Consider the following 21,244-nt stretch of genomic DNA (forward strand, 5'->3'; position numbering starts at 1 on the left):
GGCCAATCCTTTCGCTTTACTAAAATAGGCTTGCATTACGACGTCCAGCCTTTCGCCTTTTTGTAAGCACGAATCGCGCTGACGGTGCAGTCGTAGACGCCATGGCCGATCAGTTTGCCGAGGGGGGTGATCGGTCCTGCGTACGGCAAGTGCTCCCCTTCCTGCGTCGCCGCGACGAGGAGGCTGTCGGTCGATGTGCCGGTCGCGATCGTGCCGGTGAGCGGGTCTTTGATGTTTTCAGTATGCAGCGCTTTTGTTTTTGCCTCGGTTGCGGTGATCATCGCCTGGATGAACGCTTCTTCGGGCAGATGGGCGTTGACGATGACCCATGTGTTGATCGTTCCGACGCGTTGTTCACGGTCGAGCGCCTGTGAGACATCGACGGCATTGCCGACGCCCGCTGTCACCATGACGAGGATCGTGCCAAATTCGCCTTTGTATTCGCCGATTTCCGCGTGTTCGGTCGTGACGGCAGTCATCATGCCGACGGTGTCCGAAAGCGGGAAGCCATGCTGTTCGAGGTAGGCGGACATTTCCGCTTTAACGTCGTCGCAGTTGTAGTTTTCGTCGACGTGGCGGTTGACGAATGCGCGGTACCAGCCGAGTCCGGCATTCACGACGGCGGACGAGACGGTTTTCAATGGCTGGTCGACCTGTAATGAAACGCGCTCCGCCGTAACGGTGAAATGCCCTTTATTTACCGTGAACGGGTTGCTCTCCTCGACTTTGTGAGGGAGCAGAGTCATTTGCGGCTTCGGCAGTTCCGGGTGCGGCTGCGTTTTGACGCGTGCGTTGTACACTTTGCCGATCGTCGCCTCGCGGATGACGTCCTGCGGCTCGCCTAGACGAGCGATCTCCCCTTGTTCCATGAGGAGCAGCCGGTCGCAGTAAAGCGACGCGAGGTTGACGTCATGGAAGACGGAAATGACGGTGACGCCTTTTTCGACGGCGTGGTTGCGGATCGTGTCGAGCAGTTGCTGCTGGTGGGCGATGTCGAGATGGTTCGTCGGCTCGTCGAGGAGGAGGATCGGCGCGGCTTGCGCAAGCGCCTGCGCGACGAAGACCCTCTGTTGTTCGCCTCCCGACAGCAGTTCGATCGCCGTGTCTTTGTAGCGGGTGATGCCTGTGTAGTTCATCGCTTCGTTCACCGCCCGCTCGTCTTCATCGGACCAGGACGAAAAAAGCCCGGTCTGATGCGGGTACCTCCCGAGCGCGACGGTGTCTTTCACGGTGTGCGAGAAGGCGTGCGCATGGAGCTGCGGAAGGACGGCGACCTTTTTCGCGAATTGCTTTTGGGAATAAAGTTTGGCGTCCTCCCCGTCGATTTGGACAGTGCCGTTTTGAGCCGGCAAAATGCCTGATATGATTTTCAGCAACGTTGATTTCCCGCTGCCGTTCGGGCCGAGGATGCCGAGGATTTCGCCTTTATTCACATGGAATGAGATGTTTTTGACGATCGGTTCTTTGCCGTATCCACCCGTGAGGTTGTCGACTTGCAGCATATTACATGGCCCCTTTCCTTCTCTGTCTGTAGAAAATGTACGCGAACACCGGCGCGCCGATGAATGCAGTGATGACGCCGACCGGGAGTTCCGACGGCGAGATGATCGTCCGAGCGATAAGGTCGCAGATGATGAGCAATGACGCGCCGTTCATGAATGAAAGCGTGAGCAGATGCCGGTGGTCCGACCCCCACATGAGGCGCGTCATATGCGGGACGACGAGGCCGACGAAGCCGATTGTGCCGGATACTGCGACAGCGGAACCGGTCAAGATGGAACCCCCGATGAGGATCATGAATTTCCGCCGCTTGACGTTGACGCCAAGATGATGGGCGCGTTCCTCGCCGAACAGCATCGCGTTTAATTCCCTCCGGTTCATCCATAGAATGAAGGAACCGATGACGACGAACGGCAGCACCATGACGATATAGTTCCAGCCGCGCATCGAGACGCTGCCGAGGAGCCAACCGATGATCTGCCGCAGTTCTTCGCCGGTGAGTGCGATCATGAGCGACAGGACGGAGCCGAGGAATGAACCGAAAATGATTCCGGTTAAGATGATCGTCTCCATTTTCATTGAACGGTCGACGAGCCTTGCGAAGCCGATGACGAGAAACATCGTCAAGGCGGCGCCCGTCATGCTGAAGACGGGCAATGTGTATGTGCCTAGGATTGGAATCGATAAACCGAAAAAGAGTGTCACGACAGCACCGACCGAGGCGCCGGATGACACTCCGAGTGTGTATGGATCCGCGAGCGGATTTTTCAGCAATCCTTGGAAAGCTGCTCCTGAAATGGCGAGCGATGCGCCGACGAGCCCGGCTAAGATGACGCGGGGCATCCGGATTTTCCATAGGATGTTTGACGCTGTCGTATCCGATGAATCCCAAAACGTGCTGATCGGAATGTTGACCGTTCCAATCGACACACCGAGCCAGACCGCCACTAGAAGCGTGGCGGCGGACACGATGTAGGCGAGTGCCGGTTTATTCACCGAACGCCTCTGGATAGATGGCTTTCGCCACTTCTTCCAGGCCTTGTGCTAGACGCGGGCCTGTACGGCTCGTCAAGTTTTCGTCGACTTGGATGACTGCATCCTCTTTGACGGCGATGATGTCGCTGAAGCCATCGCGGTTTTTCACGCTTTCAACGATGTCCGGCACGTAGCTGTACATGACGAGGATGACGTCAGGGTTCTGCTTGACGATCTCCTCCGGACTGATCAGCGCCCAGCCATCTTCCGTCACGACGTTTTCCGCACCGATCATGTCGAGGATTTCCTGCATGAACGTGTTTTTCCCTGGCGCATAAATTTCCGGCGCGTCAGATGTTTCAATGAAGACACGTTTTTCTTTCTCAACTTTTGCCGTTTTCGCGAGGACTTCTTCGACTTTCGCTTTCATGTCCTCAACGATTGTAGCTGCTTCTTCCGTTTTGCCAGTAGCTTTGCCGATTGTTTGGATTGTTTCATATGTCTGATCGAAATCCGCCGCATTTTTCACGACAAAAACGTTAATGCCCGCGTCGCGGAGCTGCTCGAGCCCTGCATCGCCCGTACCGAGCATGGATTCATGCGCGAAGACGATATCCGGAGTCATCGAGATGATCTTTTCGACGTTGAACTCCATTCCGCCGATCTTCTCTTTTTCAAGCGCTTCTTCCGGATAGTCATCCCAGTCGTTGACGCCTACAATTTCGTCATTCAGGCCGAGCGCGAACAGGATTTCCGTGTTGCTGGGAATCATGGAGACGATTGTTTCAGGTGCTTTTTCGATCGTGATGTCATTGCCGACCGCGTCTGTCAGCGTGATCGGGAATGCCGCTTCCGCTGTTTGATTTTCCTTCTGTGTATTTTCCGTTCCAGTTTTGTTGTCTTTCTCCGCGTTGTCCGTGCCGCATGCCGCGAGCAGAAACGCCGCTAGAATTGCTGTTAGCCAAAGTTGCCACATCTTCTTCATTCCGATTTCCTCCTGTTTGTTCCAAATAAAAATCCCCCGTTTTGTGGACGGAGGAATGTGTTCAGTAAAAATACAGCAGCGAATGTTGATATGGATGCGCTGATTTCCACCAAACCTATCCTCGTAGGGTACGGGTGACTCACGAAGGCAGGTCTCCTGGCTTGTGCTCATCGCGTACCGCGCCTTCCCGGAAGTTTTTCCAGTGGCATGTTGCGGCTTGCGAGCACTTACAGTGGCGGGACCGCGCCGGAATCGAACCGGCTTCCCTTTTAACCCCGGCGTTGACGGCGGGGCACCTTCATGTTTGGTTATGTAATTGATGTTCGGATTTATTATACTACAGTTTTGGTAGATGTCGAGAGTCTGCGGGCTATGAATTAGGTTGATTGTGTTGCGGGAGCCGTTGGTTGCTTGGCGGATCATATTGATTATGTTGCGAACTTCATTGATTGTTTTTCAGCTCGCTTTGATTTTGTTGCGCTCATTTGATTGCGTTGCGAGTCCTGTTGATTTCGTTGCGATGCTCATTGATTTTGTTGCGCACGCAGTTTATTGCGTTGCGCCCACTCGCCATATCAAAAAAACCGCCCCTTAAGCGAAGGGGCGATTCATAATTACATTCTCTCAGGCGCAGCAACGCCGATCAGTTTCAATGCATTCGCTATTGTCGCGCGTGTTGCTGTGATCAATGCGAGACGTGCTTCGGACAGGTCTTTGTTGTCCGGGTCGAGCACTTTTTCAGAATTGTAGAAGCTGTGGAATTCCGCGGCCAGCTCCTGGATGTAGTTTGTGATCCGGTGCGGCGAGCGAAGTCTTGCCGCATCGCTGACGGCGCGCGGGAAGTCGCCAATTTTCTTCAGCAATGACAATTCTTTTTCTGCCTGCAATAAATCGACATGATCCGTTGACGCCGCTAGATTCGTTTCTTCCGCTTGGCGAAGGATCGATGAAATGCGGGCATGCGCGTATTGCGCGTAGTACACCGGGTTTTCATTCGACTGCGAGATCGCCAAATCGAGATCGAAGTCCATTTGCGAATCGGCAGAGCGCATCGCGAAGAAATAACGTACAGCGTCCAAGCCGACCTCTTCAACGAGTTCGCGCAGCGTGACCGCTTTTCCGGTACGCTTGCTCATCTTGAACTTCTCGCCGTCTTTATACAACTGCACCATTTGCGCAACTTCCACTTCGAGCGTGTCACGATCGTAGCCGAGCGCCTCGATCGCCGCTTTCATCCGCGGAATATAGCCGTGGTGGTCGGCTCCCCAAATGTTGATGAGCTTGTCGAAGCCGCGGCGCAATTTGTCCTCATGATACGCGATGTCCGGCGTCAAATACGTGTATGTGCCATCATTCTTAATAAGGACGCGGTCTTTATCATCACCGAACGTCGTCGAACGGAACCATGTCGCGCCATCTTCTTCGAATACATGGCCGTTTGCACGCAATTTATCGAGCGCGATGCCGATCTTCCCGTCCGTATACAGCGACGTTTCCGAGAACCAGTTGTCGAACGGCACGCGGAAATCTTCCAAGTCCTTCTTCAGCTTCGCCAATTCGAACTCGAGGCCATACTTCCGGAAGAAGTCCTGACGCTCCTTTTCCCCGACGTTCACATACTTGTCGCCGAACTCCTCCGCAAGCTTCTCACCGATATCGATGATGTCCTGCCCATGGTAGCCGTCCTCCGGCATTTCCTTTTCAAGACCTAATGCTTGGAAGTATCGCGCCTCGACTGAAAGGGCCAAATTATTCACTTGATTGCCCGCGTCATTGATGTAATATTCCCGCGATACGTCGAAGCCGGCAAAATCGAGGATATTGCACAATGCATCCCCGATCGAAGCTCCACGCGCGTGACCTAGATGCAAGTCGCCTGTCGGGTTCGCCGAAACGAATTCGACTTGGACTTTTTCATTGCCGCCATACGTCGAACGCCCGTAATCCGCTCCTTGGGCAAGCACTGTTTTGATGACTTCGCCTAAGTAATCGGTTTTCAATCTGATATTGATGAAGCCCGGTCCCGCGATTTCCAATGATTCGATGGAAGTTGACGACGTGTCCAATTTCTCGAGAATGGCTTCCGCGATTGCGCGCGGCGGCTTTTTCGCGATTTTCGTCAATTGCATTGCGATGTTCGTCGCATAGTCGCCGTTCTCTTTGTTTTTCGGTGTTTCGAGAATGATGTCCGGCATTGCCGATTCATCCGCAAGTCCTGAAGCGAGCACCGCTTCGCGGAATGCGTCTTTGATTTCCTGTTGGATCTTTTCAACTGCGTTCATTTTTGTCCCTCCGTATATGTAATCGTAAGTTCGTGTTTGCCTAGCAATCCGCCTTCACCATGCAGTTCGTAATGCGCCGTGAATTTGTCCGCCCCGACTTCGAGCTTCGTCGTCTTTACGAGCAGATCAAAAGTGGCGGGTCCGTTGCCGTACGTGCCTGGCCGCATTTCGCCGAGCGAAAATGGAAGGCGCATCTGGACCGCCCCGTTCCGCATGATCAAGGCATCCCCTTCTTCCAATTTCACCGTCGTCCGCACTTGCTGACCGTTCAAGTCTTCCGTGAATTGCAAGTACGTCTTTCCGGCTTTTTCGATCAACGTCCCCGCAGCTGTCAGCTCATGCTTGTCCGCAGCTTGGCCCTCGTGCCGGATCGTCGATCGGAGCCGGACGTCGACGTTTCGGCCATCCTTAGTTGATTCCACTGTTGCACCGCCCTTGACGTTCAAAATATCTATTCATTATATCGTTTTTCCCCGCACTATTCCAATACATCGCGAATTGTCGAAATCAAATCTATGTTTTTACTGATTTGCCGTTTAACTTTTGCGCGCCGGTTCCATACTGACTGCAAAGAACGGTGGGAGAAGGGATTGTATGAGACGGGTCGATTATAAAAAGAAAAAGAAAAGACATAATCTAGTTCGACGGATTGCCCTGCTTTGTGTGACGGCGGTGACGGCGTTTTTCACGATGTTCCTGTGCCTTCGTCTCTATGCGCAAATTACGGGAGCCCCTTCGTTGAGCGTGCCGAAAGCGAGTGTATTCCTCGACAAGAATGGACGCCAGATCGGCGATAAGTTTTCAGCGGAACGCCGGTATTGGGTCGGCCTTGATGAAATTTCACCATTCCTGCTCGACGCAGTGATCGCAACGGAAGACCGCAATTTTTACGAGCATAACGGGTTTGATTACAAACGAATCGCCGGTGCCGTCTTGAAAGACGTAAAGACGATGCGGAAAGCGGAAGGCGCGAGCTCCATCACTCAGCAGTATGCCCGGAATTTGTTTTTGACACATGAAAAATCTTGGAATCGGAAAATAAAAGAGGCGCTCTACGCGTATCGGTTAGAAACTTTTTACGATAAGGATGTCATTTTGGAAGGCTATTTGAATACGGTCTACTTCGGGCATGGGATGTATGGTGCCGAAGCGGCAAGCAGGTTTTATTTTTCGAAGTCGGCAGAGGAATTGACGCTGGAAGAGGCTGCGCTCATTACAGCGATTGCGAAAGGGCCGTCGGTTTTCGACCCATTGGACAATCCCGAGCGCTCCCGCGAGCGTCAATTATTGATCCTCTCGCTCATGGAGGACCAAGGATTCATTACCGAAGTACAGCGGCAGCGTGCGGCGGATGTGGCCGTGACGCTGAAGACCGAAGATTGGAAGGATATGAAGCGGGTTGCCCCTTACTTTTTGGATGAAGTATGGCGGGAAGCGGAGCGTATTTTAAGCAAAAAAGGACGCTATCCGGCAGAAGGCGGCTGGACGATCCGGACAACGCTCGATCCGCAGCACCAGCAGTCTGCGGAAGAATACATCAAAAAATGGATGCCGGATAGCGGGCTTCAGGTCGGCTTCATATCGATGGAGACGGAAACCGGAAATGTCACTTCGCTCGTCGGTGGGGTTGATTACAAGGAAAGCCCATTCAACCGGGTGACACAGGCGAAGCGGCAGCCGGGGTCCGCGATGAAGCCGATTCTATATGCGGCGGCGCTTGAAGAAGGCTATAGTCCGCTCACATTCCTATCGACGGAACGGACGATTTTCACATATGACGAAGGGCGCTCGACATACGAGCCGAAGAACGTCAACGGCAAGTTTGCGGGCCATCCAATCTCCCTCGCGCAGGCGATCGCCATTTCGGATAATATTTATGCCGTGAAGACGTTGGAGGATATCGGGTATAAGAAGTTCAATAAGATGGCGAACCGGCTCGGTCTCAACGTCGAGTTCCAAGAATCGCCCGCTGTCGCACTCGGCACGTCGACCGTTTCCTTGATGGAAATGACGACCGCGTATGACCGGATCGCGTCAGGCGGGCTCGAAGTTGAGCCGACGACGATCCTTTCCATTACCGACGCGGAAGGGAAAACGGTGTACGAGCAGCCGAAGAAGAGCACAAAACGGGTCATCACCGAGCAGGACGCATTCGTGCTCACCCATATGTTGACAGGCATGTTCGACCCGGCTTTCAATGATTATTCTGTCGCTACCGGACTGTCGATGCGCTCGAAGCAAAAACGGCCGTATGCGGCAAAATCCGGAACGACCATTTCCGACCAATACTTGATCGGCTACACCCCTTCATTGACGGCAGGGATCTGGACGGGCTATGACGTCGGCCAGCAATTGACGAGCTTGGAAGACAAGGCCGCCACGAAGAAAATATGGATCGACTTCATGGAAACGGTTCACGCCGGCAAAACGCCGGAGCCGTTCATTCCCCCGAAAGGCGTCAGCAGCGCCATCGTCGACGTCGAAACGGGCGGCATCGCGGTCAACGAATGTCCGAAGCAGCGCCTTATGTATTTAAAGGAGAAAGACTTGCCGCAAAAGCTGTGCACCGACAAAAACTTGCGTGAACAGCGGAACGGGATTGACCATGACTCCGGGACGTTTGAACTTTTTCCGTTTTCGTTTTTTGAATAGCCAAAAGCGAAAGCCGTAACGGAGAACGGCTTTTGCGAGCACAAGCGCAGCGTTGCGAGCAAGATTTGACTTATGACCCGAGCAGCTAGCGCCCGGAGTCTAGACGATAACAGGAAATCAAAAAAGCTTTGCCCTGCTGAATGGAATCAGTCGGGCAAAGCTTTTTTACCGTCAAATGCGGCCTATCGCATGCTGGATCAATGCTTGGGTTGTGTTGACCCCCCACAATTGACAGGCGGCGCATTATTCCGGTTGTCCTAGCTTACAATCGCAAGCTGTAAGTTCAGTGTACTTCCTTTCTCGCAGACATTCAACCTCCGAAGTCGAGGAAGTCATCACATTTCACAGTTTGTTCATAATTCAGGTGAATCGACTCCTAGATCGATGCGCAATTTCGGTTCGCTGCGCTCCCACATTTCATTGTTGTGGGTCGACAGGAAATCTGCAAGGATCTGCTTCGATTTGTCATCCATATGATCGACCATTATATGCCGCTTCATCGATTTGTCCATTTTATTCACATGATCCGCAAGAACCTTATAACCCCTGCGCTTTTCGCGGTTCACGACCATTTCGCACGCGGTGACGCCTGCATAATACGGGCCGTCCTCCTTGAAATCGATCGTCACCCAGACAAGCCAGTACGGTTTTCCGCCTTCCGAATCTTCGCGGTTCGTCGTGAATTTCACGCCGCGCTCCGTATCGCTGCGGGCATGCATCGCCCCGATTTCGATGCGCGCCTCCCCTTCTTCGATGTCAACGATGACCGGCGAGACGTTTTCGAGTGACAATGACCCGATTCCGAATCCTCCATGCCCATCGGTTGGATCGTCTTTTATGATGGTGAATCCCATTTTACGTTTCGGTTTCTGTTCATTCGTCATTCCTATAACCCCTCCCATTCTGCTATTATATACACTATACATAAATTTAGCCGAAAGGGGGAATTCGTATGCCATATGTAACCGTGAAAATGCTGGAAGGCCGCACGGAGGAGCAGAAGCGCAACCTCGTTGAAAAAGTGACGGATGTCGTTGCTGAAACGACGGGCGCTCCTGTTGAGAACGTCGTCGTTTTCATTGAGGAAATGCCGAAAAACCATTACGCAGTCGCGGGCAAGCGATTGAGTGATAAGGAATAATTGGTGCGATGCGAGAATCTCGCATCGTTTTTTGTTTGGATTGAATCGTTTTGGCATGAGAATGGACCCTTGTTCAAAAGAATGGACCCTGAACGCGAAAGAATGGACCCTTGTTCGAAAGAATGGACCTTGAACGCGAAAGAATGGGCCCTTGTTCAAAAGAATGGACCCTGTATGCGGGTTGCCTTGTTTTGAACGCGAAGCCTGCACCCCCGACGCGATTCAACAAAAAAATCCCCTCATACAAAAGGGGATCCGTAACTTATGCAACACCCGAACACGCCTGCAGCTCCGCAATGAAGTCAAACGCGTCCTGCATTTCGTCTTCGGTAAAATTCAGTTTGTTCTTCACGATATGAACCTTCGCGATTTGCTCGTCCTTCGGCAAATAATCGAAATAAAGCAACGTCGAGACCAGCTCCAAAAACCGGGAACTCCGGCCATTCAGCCGTTCAATGCAGTCGGCCAGCTTTTCATGCGGCGCGTTGGCGGTTTCCAAAAACCGGCCGCCCTCTTCCGTCACATTATAGCTATATTGTACGTACGAGCCCTTGTCCGTGCAGCTTTCCTTCAAAAAGCCCATTTCGCAAAGCTCCTCGACACGGAGCGTCAATTCCTCCGAATACGGGCCGTACATATGCAGCTCGTATTTTTCAGAGAAAGGGAAATCCATCTTCTTCGCGATATAGATCATCTTCTGCAATTTCTTCCGCCCGCGCGCTTCTCCCGCCATGGCAATGAACTGCACAATTCTAGCATGCTCCTGCAGCAACCTACTCACCTCTCAACAGTTGTAAAATCTTCTTATATAACGGATTTCCGTCGGACTCCAAAACGTCTTCGGGAAAATACATTTTATGGTCGGTGCGTCGCTTGCCCGAAATGGCATCGACGATTTCCGATGAACGGGACAGCTCGCTCAGCTCGCCGTTCGGCATTTGCAAATAGATCGGCACGCGCTCATTCTCCTCGCCCGGCCGGTAGAAATCATACGGCAGATCAGAAGAGGAATCCGTGACGAGATAGTATTCCGGGTCGAGGCCCGCTTCCTTATACAGCTTTTCGAGCTCGCCGATTTTCCGGTATTCCGTCGCCGGGTTGAACTCGGCATATTGGAACAGTCTTCGGTTGAGGAATCGGTCGCATAAGTCCGACAAAATGGCGTCCTTTTCCTTGCGCCACCATTGGAAATACGTCATGAGCACGCCCTCATCCAACGAAATGTAATCCTCAAGGTCGAATGTCCGCTCGAAAAACGACTTGAAATGGACAGGCTCAACCTTGAACGGATAGCCCTCGTTATATAGATGGGTTGCGCGGTGCAGGATTTTCATCAAAATGACTTCCGCGCTCCGCGAAACGGGGTGGAAGTAGACTTGCCAATACATTTGGTAGCGGCTCATTATGTAATCTTCCACTGCGTGCATGCCGCTAAACTTGATCACTACTTGCTCTTCCGCCGGCCGCATGACGCGCAAAATCCGTTCCATATCGAAATGGCCGTACGAAACGCCGGTGTAATAAGCGTCCCGCTGCAAATAATCCATCCTGTCGGCATCGATCTGGCTCGAAATGAGGCTGACGACAAGCTTGTCCGGATGCGTCTTCCCGATGACATCCGCCACCTGCTGGGGGAAATCAGGCGAGACGCGGCGCAGCACTTTATTCACTTCCGTCTCCCCTGTCAAGATCGCCTGGGTGAACTTTTCATGATCGAGCGTGAACACCTTTTCGAACGCATGCGAAAACGGGCCGTGCCCGAGGTCGTGCAGCAAAGCCGCGCACAGCGTCAACAGCCGCTCTTCATCATTCCATTCCGCCCGACCGCTGAAGCCGTCGTCAATGATCCGCCTCACAATTTCATAGACGCCGAGCGAGTGTTGAAAGCGGCTATGTTCCGCTCCATGGAAAACGAGATACGTCGTCCCAAGCTGGCGGATCCTGCGAAGCCGCTGGAATTCCCGCGTCCCGATGACGTCCCATATGACTTTGTCGCGCACATGGATATACCGGTGGACCGGATCCTTGAAGACTTTCTCTTCGAAAAGCTTTTCATTTTTATAGTCCATCCCGCACCTCCGTCGACGCTTTTTCTTAAGTATATCAAAATCCGGGCAAGAGAAAAGGAAGGTTTTCATCAAAATGAATGCAATTATTTTGCAATGCGTCCAAGTTTGGATGAATAAAAGGCTTAAACACTGTGCACACTGACCGTAAGAAAGAGACTATGAACATGGCAGGAGGCAAGGAGATGGTGAAAGTTAGACAGGATGCTTGGCTTGAGGAAAATGATATTTTATTAGCCGAGACGGTGCTGAGGCACGTCCGGGAAGGCAGTACACAGCTAAGCGCGTTCGAAGAGGTCGGAGATGCGCTCAATAGGACCGCGGCCGCGTGCGGTTTCAGATGGAATGCAGTCGTCCGACGCGATTACGAAAAAGAACTTGCAGAAGCGAAAAAAGAACGAAAGCAGGCAATGCGCGTATTGGGCGCGGACTTCAAACGGCGCAGCCAGCAATTATATAGCCCTATGCAAGGGGCCGATCAGGATGAAAAGACGGCTGTCCCTTTATCCGCCTTATCGCTTGACACAGTAATTGCATACTTAATTCGTTTGCATCATACGGGCGGAGGCGACTCGGAATCACTCAGATGGAAACAGACTGCTAAAATGGCAAACGAAAAAGTCGAGACTCTCCAAAAAGAAATCGACAAACTGCAGCAGGAGAATAAAACCCTCCGGAACGACTATGAAGCGTTCGTACAAATCATGAACCGGGCACGCCGCCTCGTCACATTGGAAGACGATTCCGAGCGCACGGCCCCCGTCTTCACAATGGAGCGCAACGGAAATCTCGTATCCAAAGAACCGCCGATCAATCACTGATCCGGCGGTTTTTTCATTTTACCCGCGTGCAAGCATCTTCTGATTCCGCTCGACGACCCGGTTCAAATAAAACAAATACAGCTCCATTTCCTCAGGCGTGAAGCCGCCCATCTGGACTTCCTCTTCCGAGAGCGCACGCAGCAGCAGTTGGACGCGGATGCCGACGTCCTCCACCGTGAGCGGCTCGCCGATGAGCTCCGACAGCGATGCCATCACTTCCGGTCGTATATCCGGATAGACGAATTTCGTCTGCGTTCCTTGCAGACCGGTTTCGTATAAATCGCGGATGAGGCGGGCGCGCTCGGCACCGCTGCCTTCCACGCACAAATACACTTGAATCGCGACGCCTTGGCGCAGCCGCCGCTGCGAAATCCCGGCGAACTTCCTGCCGCCAATGCTCAGGTCATACGAGCCCGGGCAATAGGAGCCGACGATTTCATACGCCTCAATCTGCTCCGAGACTTCCGGGAATAGCATGCGGACGAATTCCACCATCGATTCGTACCCTGCCGGAATATCGATGGACCCTTCCTGCTCGGAAAGGACGATCGAGATATTGAGCACACCTTCATCCAATACGACCGCGAGACCGCCCGAATTCCGGACAATTGTCTTGTAGCCGGCTTGTTCGAAAAGCGGAAGCGCCTCTTCGATATGCGGCAAGCGATGGTCTTGGATGCCGAGGACGACCGTTTCATCATGCACCCATGTGCGGACGGTCGGCACGGACATTTTCTGGCCGACGAGATGGCAGAGCGTATCGTCCATCGCGAACGATTCCAATGCTGATCTATTTTTTGCGGTCATCGATTCATCGATGAAACGCCATTTAGGGAGTTGTAAGTTGGACATTTTGGTTTCTCCTGGTGATCTTTTTGCTTTCGATTTTTTCCGCTATAAGCATACACCAGTTCCGCCGGATGGAACAGTCCTACATTATTGAAGATTGTATGACTTCTATGCGCAAGAACCGTGTTTCCGGTTCGTTTATGCTACACTAGGGATAGAATTACATCACGTTTAAAGGAGTTTGAATTCATATGAACGAAGCAGCAATTACACTCGATGGCTGGTATGTGTTACATGATTTGCGCTCGATGGATTGGGCGTCCTGGAAGTTGATTTCGAAAGAGGAGCGCCAGGCCGCTATTGAGGAATTCATGGCGTATTTGGATAAACTTCAGCAAGCGGATGACGCAAAAACGGGAAGCCACGCGTTTTACACAGTCGTCGGGCAGAAGGCGGATTTCATGCTCATGACATTGCGTCCGACAATCGACGAACTGCAGGAGCTCGAAGCGGAATTCAATAAATTGACGATTGCGGATTATACAATTCCGGCATATTCATACGTATCGGTCGTTGAGCTGTCCAATTATCTTGCGGGCGAGTCGGATGAAGATCCGTATCAGAACCCATATGTACGCGGACGTCTGTATCCGGAGCTGCCGCGCAACCAGTACATCTGCTTCTACCCGATGGACAAGAAGCGCGATGGCGAAGACAACTGGTATATGCTCAGCATGGACAAGCGCAAGGAATTGATGCGCAGCCACGGCATGATCGGCCGCGGATATGCAGGCAAAGTGAAGCAGATCATCTCAGGCTCCGTCGGCTTCGACGATTTCGAATGGGGCGTTACGCTATTCTCGGATGATGTGCTCCAGTTCAAGAAGCTGGTTTACGAGATGCGCTTCGACGAAGTGAGCGCGCGTTATGGCGTGTTCGGCTCGTTCTTCATCGGCACATTGCTTGATGGAGAGAAGAAGAAGTCGTTTTTCACAGTTTAATTGAGAAGAGCCTCTATGAAGGGGCTCTTTTTTTGTGTGTTACCGCCTGATCGGATGGCGAGACCGCTTGCAAAACGCCTGATTGGATTGCTGGACCGCCTGATAATGCTCGCCAACCGCCTGAAAGAGCGACAAGACCGCCTAATGTCACTGACTATCATTCCAAAAAGTTCGTGACGACTTCCATGAACAAGCTCGGCTGTTCGACATTCGGCGCGTGGCCCGATAATTTGAACTCGAGGAAAACGGCAGCCGGAATGAGCTGAGCCGTCTCTTCACCATAATCGGACGGATTCAATCCATCGTGCATGCCGCTGATGACGAGTGTCTCAGCATTGATCCGATGCAGCTCCTTCCGGAAATCGAACCCTTCCAACGCCTTCGACGCGATCGCCTGCTCATGCAACGTCAATTGCTCACTATGTTCCGCCGTTTCATGCAGCCACTTGTTCACCGCCTTCCGGTTATGGAACATGTACTTCGAAGCGGCGACCATTTTATCGATTGCAGTCATGCCTTCCATCTCATCGGCATGCCGTTCGTAAAGCTCTTCCATCGACGCCTGCTCGCCATGCGATTTCGTCGCGACAAGCACCAGCTTTTTCACGCGGCCGCCCAATTCGATGGCAACTCCCTGCGCTATGTAACTTCCCATCGACACGCCGATCAGGTGAAATGACTCCAGCCCGAGATGGTCAACGAGCGCGACGATATCCCCAATATGATCCTTCAATTCATAATGTGCCGGCTTCTCCGAATTTCCATGCCCGCGGGCGTCCGGCGCGATGACCCGATAATTTTTCTTGAACTCATTAATTTCATGGCGGAACATTTCACTATTGCTCGTCAAACCATGCAGTAGCACGAGCGGAAATCCCTCCCCTTCCTCCTGATAATAAATCTCTATCCCATTCACGTTGAATGTCGGCATCGTACCACTCCTCCGTAAAAGCACTTTGCCTTATCCATACCCTAAATTCTCTATTTCAATAAACCCTAATTGGTCAAAAGCATTCGGCGCGATCCGCGGCACTTCATTCACGCAAAAATCCCGCGAAGCCCGCATAACGCCAATTATTCACGCATAAATCGCCGCAAATACGCATAAACGCCTGCAAACGCTCATAAAACGTAAAATCCACGCATAGTCGCTCGTTTTCGCGCATAAACAAAAAAAGAGCCATCCAAGACGGCCCTTCACCCTTCATTTCCGCAACCACTCCAAAATATCCGCCTTCACATCATTCCCATTCCAAAATGTCAGCGCGGCTTCCTCGCCGATCCGCCTAACGAGTTGCTCGACGTAGTCCGTGCCGAGTACATAGCCAAGGCGGTTGTAGCCGAAATACGCGCCGCCCGATAGACGGAACCATTCCCTCTCCTTTTCCATGTCCCAATCCCCTAAAGCATCTTGCAAAAACCGGCGCTTTAACTCGGCTTTATTCTTCTCATAGCACTTCACCCAAGGACCGCCTTCATCATCGTATGTAAAATAGACCGGCTCCTGTAGCCCCGGCACGATCCGCTTCGATAAATACGTCGCAGCGCCTTCCGTGAAAAGCGTTGTCAGGCCGTGTCCCCAATCGACTGTCGACCAGTCCATCCCGTCGCGCGCGGCAAGCGCAAAATGCGTGACGTGGCCGATTTCATGCGCAGTGATCACTCTCAAATGGTCGCGCTCCGCAGAAAGCTTTTCAACGGCAAAATAGATTTCACGCCGGTTGTCCCTCGTCACGAATGCATTCGATCCGAACGTGCCGACCATCAGTTTGAATGAAAGCTCCAAACCCAAACCGAATGTCCGCTCATACTCCTTATCCGATTCCTCAATAATGCCTGGCAAACTTGCGGATATGGAGCGGATGTCATCCATCTTGCCTTCGTACTTCTGGAGTGCTGCCGACAGGCGCTCTTCCGTCCTCGGACAATGCATCGGAAAGTACTTTTCGTAAATCGTCTCATTATCATTCAAAAACGACTCCAAGTCGGCAAGCGTCGGCTGTTTGGTTGATTCCCAGAACTCCAAGAAAACCGGAATATTATTTTCGATATGCATTTGATCTCCCCCTTCCCACCAGTATACATATTTTTCAGTCATCAATAAAAGCCCAAAAGCATATGGTGGAACCGAGGGGGTTAGGCCGTGGCAGTTATTAAGGCCACTGACAAGGAAGTTGATTTGTTGGCGAGGCTGATGCGGGCTGAGGCGGAAGGCGAAGGGCAACTGGGAATGCTCATGGTCGGAAATGTCGGCGTGAATCGGGTGCGCGGCGATTGTCTCGATTTTAAAAACATCCGGACTCTTCAGCAGATGGTGTTCCAACGACCAGGCGGCTTTGAAGCGACAGTGAAAGGCTATTTTTACCAACGGGCGCGCGAACTGGATCGGAAGCTCGCAAGGCGCACGATCGCGGGCGAACGATTCCATCCGGCGACGAGGTCACTCTGGTTTTTCCAACCTTCCGGGAACTGTCCGGCCCAATGGTATAACCAATGGAACACCGGCAGGTACAAAGCGCATTGCTTCTATTCCCCTACCGAACAGGATTGCCCGCAAGTATAATTCCCAAGTTCAAAATTGAAAGGATGGAAAAATGGTTCAATATTATTATCCCGGATATCCCCAACAACAATTTATGCAACCGCAATTCCAACCGCAGTTTCAGCCACAGTCAGGCACACAACCGCCACAGGTAACGATACCTAGCGGAAGGCCGCCTTTTGTCGAACAGTCGTATATCGAAAACATCCTCCGGCTGAATCGGGGCAAGCCGGGTGTCTTCTACTTCTCCTTTGAGCATGCCACAGGCCCAACAGCCAGGAATAGCCTTGCCATTCGGGGCGTTGTCGAAGCGGCTGGCCGCGACCATGTCATCATTAGCGAAGAGAGCACGAACCACCGCTACTTGGTGCCGATGATCTACTTCGACTTTGCGGAATTCGACGAAGAGCTGAATTACTTTAACCAAACCGTATGAAACATTGAAAAGTCTTCCCTTGCCCATTGGGCAGCGGAAGACTTTTCATTATCCGTGATTGTGTTACGCGAGTGATTGATTGCGTTGCGCACGCGGTTGAATGCGTTACGCGAGTTTGATTGTGTTACGCACGCGGTTGATTGCGTTGCGCACGAGGTTGATTGTGTTGCACGAGTTTGATTGTGTTGCGCGTGTGATTGATTGTGTTGCGCGAGTTTGATTGTGTTACGCGCGTGATTGATTGCGTTGCGCACGCGGTTGATTGTGTTGCGCGAGTTTGATTGTGTTGCGCGCGTGATTGATTGTGTTGCGCACGCGGTTGATTGCGTTGCGCGAGTTTGATTGTGTTGCGCGCGTGATTGATTGTGTTGCGCTGGCGCGGATGCCTGCTTTGGATGCGGGACGTCCCCGCCCCTCCCTCCCCCTCCCCATGACGCGATTCAAAAAAACGGTCTGAAGAACTGATGCTCTTCAAACCGTTTCCCTGTTATTTTCCGAACTTTACCGCCGCGATGATGAGCATGATCCAGCCCACGATGAAGGCGACGCCGCCGATCGGGGTGATGGCGCCGAGAATGCCGATGCCGGAGAGGCTCAGGATATACAAGCTGCCGGAGAAGATGATGATGCCGGCGAGCAGCAGATAGCCTGCCCATGACAAGGCGGTCGACGGGCCGAAGAGCGACGAGCTCATGAGGATGCCGACCGCGATAAGTCCGATTGCATGGAACATTTGGTATTGGACGGCTGTCTCCCAGATGGCGAGGTACCGTTCGGATAGACGCTCTTTCAATGCATGCGCGCCGAATGCGCCGAGCGCAACAGCAAGCGCCGCGTTCACGGCGCCTGCGATGATGAAGAATGGCATATGATTTCCTACTTTCTGCTTGTGAAATTGCTTCCCTTCTTATGATAACGACTATCCCTGTCAGAAATCAAAAATCGAGCCGCCGTTCGCGTCCTCTTCCTCGAGCGGCCTGCTTTCCAATGACGAAATCCGCGGCTTATGGGTGATTTGCATTGTTCGCGGCGTAATGATCGGTTCCTCTTTCTTATCGCTGACCAACACGACTTGGCAGAGCGCCCGAATCGCCGTCAGCGTCTCGCGGACGGCTTGGTCATCGTCCGCTGTTTTCGCGTAATTGAGCTGGCGTTGCATTTCCTCAATGATCCGTTCGGTTGAAATCATCTTCTTGCATCCCCTTTCTTCGGTTCGTATTTCATGCATTCCATGCCGGACGACCGCCTTACAACGACCGACGGCAATTCCCGTGTTTTGAAACCATATGCCTTGCAGCCACGCGGGCTTTTCGGATCCCATGTTATGAAAAAGTATTGACAACGAAAACAATTTACAGCCATGCGGCACCCTCTTCCCTTACAGCCCGTCGTCCGTCCTGCACCAGTCGATCGGCGATTCATTCCACCCTGCCAAAATTCCATTCGCCTTGGAATAGGGCTGACTGCCAAAAAAGCCGCGGCTTGCGCTGAGCGGGCTCGGATGAACCGCTTCGATGACGGCATTTTTATTCAGATCGATCAGCTTCTTCTTCTCCTGCGCCGGACGCCCCCAAAGGATAAAGACGACTGGCTCATCGCGTTCGGACAATCGGCGGATCACTTCATCGGTGAATTGCTCCCACCCTTGCTTCCGGTGGGAGTGCGCCGCCCCTTCCCTCACAGTGAGGACGGTGTTCAGCATGAGCACTCCCTGCTTCGCCCAGCCCGTCAGCGTCCCCGTTTCCGGAACGGCGCACCCGATATCGGACTGCAGTTCCTTGAACATATTCCGCAAACTTGGCGGGATCCTGACGCCGGGCTTCACCGAAAAGCTGAGGCCATGCGCTTGTCCGGGTCCATGGTACGGATCCTGTCCGAGAATCACGACTTTCACTTCCTCGAACGGCGTCAGCTTGAAAGCTGTCCACATATCCTCCATGAGCGGGTACACGTTATGGCTTTCGTATTCTTTTTTTAGGAAATCGCGAAGCTGCAAGTAATATGGTTTCTGGAATTGCTCCGCAAGCACTTCATCCCAATCGTTGCCGAACCTCTTTTTCTCCAAGCATCTCACTCCTTGAATTCAATCGTCACGTCATATCCCGCGAATGAAAACATTTCCTTCAACGTTTTTTCTGCATTGAATTGCGCTGTCTTCAGCACGCCTTGGCCGGTCGCCTCCTCGACGATGAGATTCTTCGCTTCTGCGGCGAGTTCGTACGCCTCTTCGATGTCCGCCTTCTGACGGAAAACGCCTTCGTACGAATAGACTTCGACTTGATCAAAATAGATTTCCGCGCCGCCGAGGAAGGTCGCGGCAGGCAATGTGAGCTTCGCCGTCTTTTTCTTTTCATCGATAACAACATCTTTTTCGGTAAGCTTGGACAAATCGACGCCCGCCTTCACCGATCCAGGAATGACGACGAGGAGCTGCCGCTTCGTCCCCGGCACATTCAATCCGATGCTTTGCCCGAACAGCTGGTTGTCCTGGCGTTCGATGAGGACTTTCGTATACGCCTCCGCGGTCGCCATTTCATTCAGCTCTTGTATTTGTTCAAGGAATACACCTTTCTGTTCTGTGAAGGTGCTTCCTAATGTTAAAAATCGAAATGCGACGAATGGAAGGGAAATGACGGCGATCAGGAGGAGCACTGCCAATAAGAGAGTCCATCGTTTCCACATTGATAGGAATCTGAACGGCATGCGCGGTCGCCAAGATCTCTTTTTCCTGCCGATCAATTCTTCCACCGTGACGGCACTTTCCGAATTCGATTCCTTCAATTCTTTCAGCAGTTTTTCAATTTCTTGCAATTTCTTTTTATCTTCCATACCCTATTTCACCTTCCTTCGACACTCGTAATCTCATATTTTCTCATATAGTTGTACGTTTAGCCTAGCTAAAAGTTTCGAAGTGGACAACAGATAAGCATACTGCAAGCGGCCTTTCATTTCAAAACTCGCAAAAACGCATAAATTCGCTGATTCGCGCATAAAAACGTCTATTCACTCATAAATCATCACAGACGCGCATAAATCTCTATAATCGCTCATAAATCCCCGCAAATACGCATAAATGGCGAATTTCACGCATTAACCGCCCCGCGATTGCAATAATTGTATTTTTTCATCAATTTGATTTACTATTAAATATGAATGCAATCCAACACGAAGGAGAAATCCAACTATGACTATGAAAAAGACATTGACGATCGCAGGATCAGATACATCAGGCGGTGCGGGAATCCAGGCCGACCTGAAAACGTTCCAGGAACATGGGACATACGGGATGACCGCTTTGACAGTCGTTGTGACGATGGATCCCGACAATAATTGGAGCCATAATGTCTATTCGCTTCCGATCGATGTGTTGAAAGCACAGCTGAAAACAGCTCTTTCGACAGGCATCGACGCAATTAAGACAGGCATGCTCAGCACGGAGGAAGTCATTCAGACTGCGGGCGAGGCGATTGCGGAGTCAGGACTTGACCACGTCGTCATCGATCCCGTCATGGTATGTAAAGGCGAAGACGAAGTCCTCAATCCGGGGACTGTCGACGCGATGGTAGAATACTTGCTTCCGAAGGCGGAAATCGTGACGCCGAACTTGTTTGAGGCTGGACAACTCGCAAGCATGAAAACCCCTTCGACGATTGAGCAGATGAAATCGGTCGCCGAAAAGATCCATTCCCTCGGCGTACGCAACGTCGTCATCAAAGGCGGCAAGCAGCTTCAGCACGACAAAGCTGCGGATCTGTTCTACGACGGCAAGGCGTTCACTTTGCTCGAAGCGGAAAAAACGGCGACGCATTATAACCACGGCGCGGGCTGCACATTCGCCGCTGCCATTACAGCGAACCTTGCAAACGGCCTTGACGTGAAAGAAGCGGTCATCGAAGCGAAGAAATTCGTTTCTGCAGCCATCGCAAACGGCTGGAAGTTGAATGAATACGTCGGTCCCGTCATGCACGGCGCGAAAAACCGTGTAGGCGCACCGGAAATTACAGCGACAGAGATTTAATTCCATTCAAATTGCCGGAAGAGGCCTCCCTTCTTC

At 52.1% G+C, this 21,244-nt stretch carries 23 protein-coding genes and 1 riboswitch; of the genes, 7 read left to right on the top strand and 16 right to left on the bottom strand.

The genetic code is table 11. From position 1 onward, the window contains the following. Positions 1-35: 35 nt before the first annotated feature. The 5 genes from ACFPTP_RS16930 to ACFPTP_RS16950 form a co-directional block, all read right to left on the bottom strand. The gene (locus ACFPTP_RS16930) at positions 36-1,502 is read right to left on the bottom strand and encodes an adenosylcobinamide amidohydrolase (RefSeq protein ID WP_381447239.1); all 1,467 of its coding nucleotides are present in this window, start codon (positions 1,500-1,502) and stop codon (positions 36-38) included. Between the two features lies 1 nt (position 1,503). Next, the gene (locus tag ACFPTP_RS16935) at positions 1,504-2,496 is read right to left on the bottom strand and encodes a FecCD family ABC transporter permease (RefSeq protein WP_381447241.1); all 993 of its coding nucleotides are present in this window, start codon (positions 2,494-2,496) and stop codon (positions 1,504-1,506) included. Beyond that, entirely contained in the window at positions 2,489-3,460 is a 972-nt protein-coding gene (locus ACFPTP_RS16940; RefSeq protein WP_381447243.1) for an ABC transporter substrate-binding protein, read from the bottom strand. Before ACFPTP_RS16940 ends, ACFPTP_RS16935 begins: the two co-directional genes overlap by 8 nt. Before the next feature lie 129 nt (positions 3,461-3,589). Beyond that, a riboswitch (cobalamin riboswitch) is annotated at positions 3,590-3,775 on the bottom strand. A gap of 299 nt (positions 3,776-4,074) precedes the next feature. Next, positions 4,075-5,742, bottom strand: a complete 1,668-nt coding sequence (argS, locus tag ACFPTP_RS16945) for an arginine--tRNA ligase (RefSeq protein ID WP_381447245.1) — start codon at positions 5,740-5,742, stop codon at positions 4,075-4,077. Next, positions 5,739-6,164 carry a YwiB family protein gene (locus ACFPTP_RS16950; protein ID WP_381447247.1) on the bottom strand — a complete coding sequence of 142 codons (426 nt, stop codon included), beginning with the start codon at positions 6,162-6,164 and terminating at the stop codon, positions 5,739-5,741. Before ACFPTP_RS16950 ends, argS begins: the two co-directional genes overlap by 4 nt. Positions 6,165-6,336: 172 nt before the next feature. Here ACFPTP_RS16950 and ACFPTP_RS16955 point away from each other — a divergent pair, with 172 nt between their 5' ends. After that, positions 6,337-8,394 carry a transglycosylase domain-containing protein gene (locus ACFPTP_RS16955; protein ID WP_381447249.1) on the top strand — a complete coding sequence of 686 codons (2,058 nt, stop codon included), beginning with the start codon at positions 6,337-6,339 and terminating at the stop codon, positions 8,392-8,394. A 353-nt stretch (positions 8,395-8,747) separates the two neighbouring features. Here the strand turns inward: ACFPTP_RS16955 and ACFPTP_RS16960 are convergent, their stop codons facing one another. Continuing rightward, positions 8,748-9,278 (bottom strand): YwhD family protein, encoded by a 531-nt coding sequence (locus ACFPTP_RS16960; protein ID WP_381447251.1) that lies wholly within the window; start codon positions 9,276-9,278, stop codon positions 8,748-8,750. Between the two features lie 68 nt (positions 9,279-9,346). On the opposite strand from ACFPTP_RS16960, the gene ACFPTP_RS16965 reads away from it, so the two are divergent. Beyond that, a complete protein-coding gene (locus ACFPTP_RS16965) occupies positions 9,347-9,535 on the top strand; it encodes a 2-hydroxymuconate tautomerase (RefSeq protein WP_381447254.1) in 189 nt (62 codons plus the stop codon). A 262-nt stretch (positions 9,536-9,797) separates the two neighbouring features. Here ACFPTP_RS16965 and ACFPTP_RS16970 read toward each other — a convergent pair whose 3' ends face one another. Both ACFPTP_RS16970 and ACFPTP_RS16975 read right to left on the bottom strand, forming a co-directional pair. Next, entirely contained in the window at positions 9,798-10,307 is a 510-nt protein-coding gene (locus tag ACFPTP_RS16970; RefSeq protein WP_381447257.1) for a YwgA family protein, read from the bottom strand. Between the two features lies 1 nt (position 10,308). Next, positions 10,309-11,604 (bottom strand): HD domain-containing protein, encoded by a 1,296-nt coding sequence (locus ACFPTP_RS16975; protein ID WP_381447259.1) that lies wholly within the window; start codon positions 11,602-11,604, stop codon positions 10,309-10,311. Between the two features lie 182 nt (positions 11,605-11,786). On the opposite strand from ACFPTP_RS16975, the gene ACFPTP_RS16980 reads away from it, so the two are divergent. Then, a complete protein-coding gene (locus ACFPTP_RS16980; protein ID WP_381447261.1) occupies positions 11,787-12,422 on the top strand; it encodes an RsfA family transcriptional regulator in 636 nt (211 codons plus the stop codon). 18 nt (positions 12,423-12,440) lie between these two features. Here ACFPTP_RS16980 and lipL read toward each other — a convergent pair whose 3' ends face one another. After that, complete coding sequence (lipL, locus tag ACFPTP_RS16985; RefSeq protein ID WP_381447263.1) at positions 12,441-13,274, bottom strand: octanoyl-[GcvH]:protein N-octanoyltransferase; 834 nt, start codon at positions 13,272-13,274, stop codon at positions 12,441-12,443. A gap of 188 nt (positions 13,275-13,462) precedes the next feature. Here lipL and hemQ point away from each other — a divergent pair, with 188 nt between their 5' ends. Continuing rightward, the gene (gene hemQ, locus ACFPTP_RS16990) at positions 13,463-14,212 is read left to right on the top strand and encodes a hydrogen peroxide-dependent heme synthase (RefSeq protein WP_381447265.1); all 750 of its coding nucleotides are present in this window, start codon (positions 13,463-13,465) and stop codon (positions 14,210-14,212) included. Between the two features lie 157 nt (positions 14,213-14,369). Here the strand turns inward: hemQ and ACFPTP_RS16995 are convergent, their stop codons facing one another. From ACFPTP_RS16995 to ACFPTP_RS17005, 3 genes are all read right to left on the bottom strand, one after another. Continuing rightward, positions 14,370-15,143 (bottom strand): alpha/beta fold hydrolase, encoded by a 774-nt coding sequence (locus tag ACFPTP_RS16995; RefSeq protein WP_381447268.1) that lies wholly within the window; start codon positions 15,141-15,143, stop codon positions 14,370-14,372. 103 nt (positions 15,144-15,246) lie between these two features. Next, positions 15,247-15,420 carry a hypothetical protein gene (locus ACFPTP_RS17000; protein ID WP_381447270.1) on the bottom strand — a complete coding sequence of 58 codons (174 nt, stop codon included), beginning with the start codon at positions 15,418-15,420 and terminating at the stop codon, positions 15,247-15,249. Continuing rightward, a complete protein-coding gene (locus ACFPTP_RS17005) occupies positions 15,417-16,268 on the bottom strand; it encodes an aminopeptidase (RefSeq protein ID WP_381447272.1) in 852 nt (283 codons plus the stop codon). Before ACFPTP_RS17005 ends, ACFPTP_RS17000 begins: the two co-directional genes overlap by 4 nt. 138 nt (positions 16,269-16,406) lie before the next feature. On the opposite strand from ACFPTP_RS17005, the gene ACFPTP_RS17010 reads away from it, so the two are divergent. Together ACFPTP_RS17010 and gerQ are read left to right on the top strand one after the other, a co-directional pair. Further along, the gene (locus ACFPTP_RS17010; protein ID WP_381447756.1) at positions 16,407-16,775 is read left to right on the top strand and encodes a cell wall hydrolase; all 369 of its coding nucleotides are present in this window, start codon (positions 16,407-16,409) and stop codon (positions 16,773-16,775) included. A gap of 31 nt (positions 16,776-16,806) precedes the next feature. After that, positions 16,807-17,190, top strand: a complete 384-nt coding sequence (gene gerQ / locus ACFPTP_RS17015; RefSeq protein ID WP_381447274.1) for a spore coat protein GerQ — start codon at positions 16,807-16,809, stop codon at positions 17,188-17,190. Between the two features lie 487 nt (positions 17,191-17,677). Here gerQ and ACFPTP_RS17020 read toward each other — a convergent pair whose 3' ends face one another. The 4 genes from ACFPTP_RS17020 to ACFPTP_RS17035 all read right to left on the bottom strand — a co-directional run bounded on the left by ACFPTP_RS17020 (position 17,678) and on the right by ACFPTP_RS17035 (position 20,019). Then, a complete protein-coding gene (locus tag ACFPTP_RS17020; RefSeq protein ID WP_381447276.1) occupies positions 17,678-18,058 on the bottom strand; it encodes a DUF423 domain-containing protein in 381 nt (126 codons plus the stop codon). 60 nt (positions 18,059-18,118) lie between these two features. Next, a complete protein-coding gene (locus tag ACFPTP_RS17025; RefSeq protein WP_381447278.1) occupies positions 18,119-18,379 on the bottom strand; it encodes a YwdI family protein in 261 nt (86 codons plus the stop codon). Positions 18,380-18,568: 189 nt separating this feature from the next. After that, positions 18,569-19,255, bottom strand: coding sequence for a uracil-DNA glycosylase (locus ACFPTP_RS17030; protein WP_381447280.1), 687 nt, complete (start codon positions 19,253-19,255; stop codon positions 18,569-18,571). 5 nt (positions 19,256-19,260) lie between these two features. Beyond that, on the bottom strand, positions 19,261-20,019 hold the full coding sequence (locus tag ACFPTP_RS17035; protein ID WP_381447283.1) for a DUF4230 domain-containing protein: 759 nt from the start codon (positions 20,017-20,019) through the stop codon (positions 19,261-19,263). A gap of 355 nt (positions 20,020-20,374) precedes the next feature. On the opposite strand from ACFPTP_RS17035, the gene thiD reads away from it, so the two are divergent. Then, positions 20,375-21,208 carry a bifunctional hydroxymethylpyrimidine kinase/phosphomethylpyrimidine kinase gene (thiD, locus tag ACFPTP_RS17040; protein WP_381447285.1) on the top strand — a complete coding sequence of 278 codons (834 nt, stop codon included), beginning with the start codon at positions 20,375-20,377 and terminating at the stop codon, positions 21,206-21,208. The last annotated feature ends 36 nt before the right edge of the window (positions 21,209-21,244 follow it).

This window comes from Sporosarcina koreensis (assembly GCF_042655825.1).
Classification (GTDB): domain Bacteria; phylum Bacillota; class Bacilli; order Bacillales_A; family Planococcaceae; genus Sporosarcina; species Sporosarcina koreensis.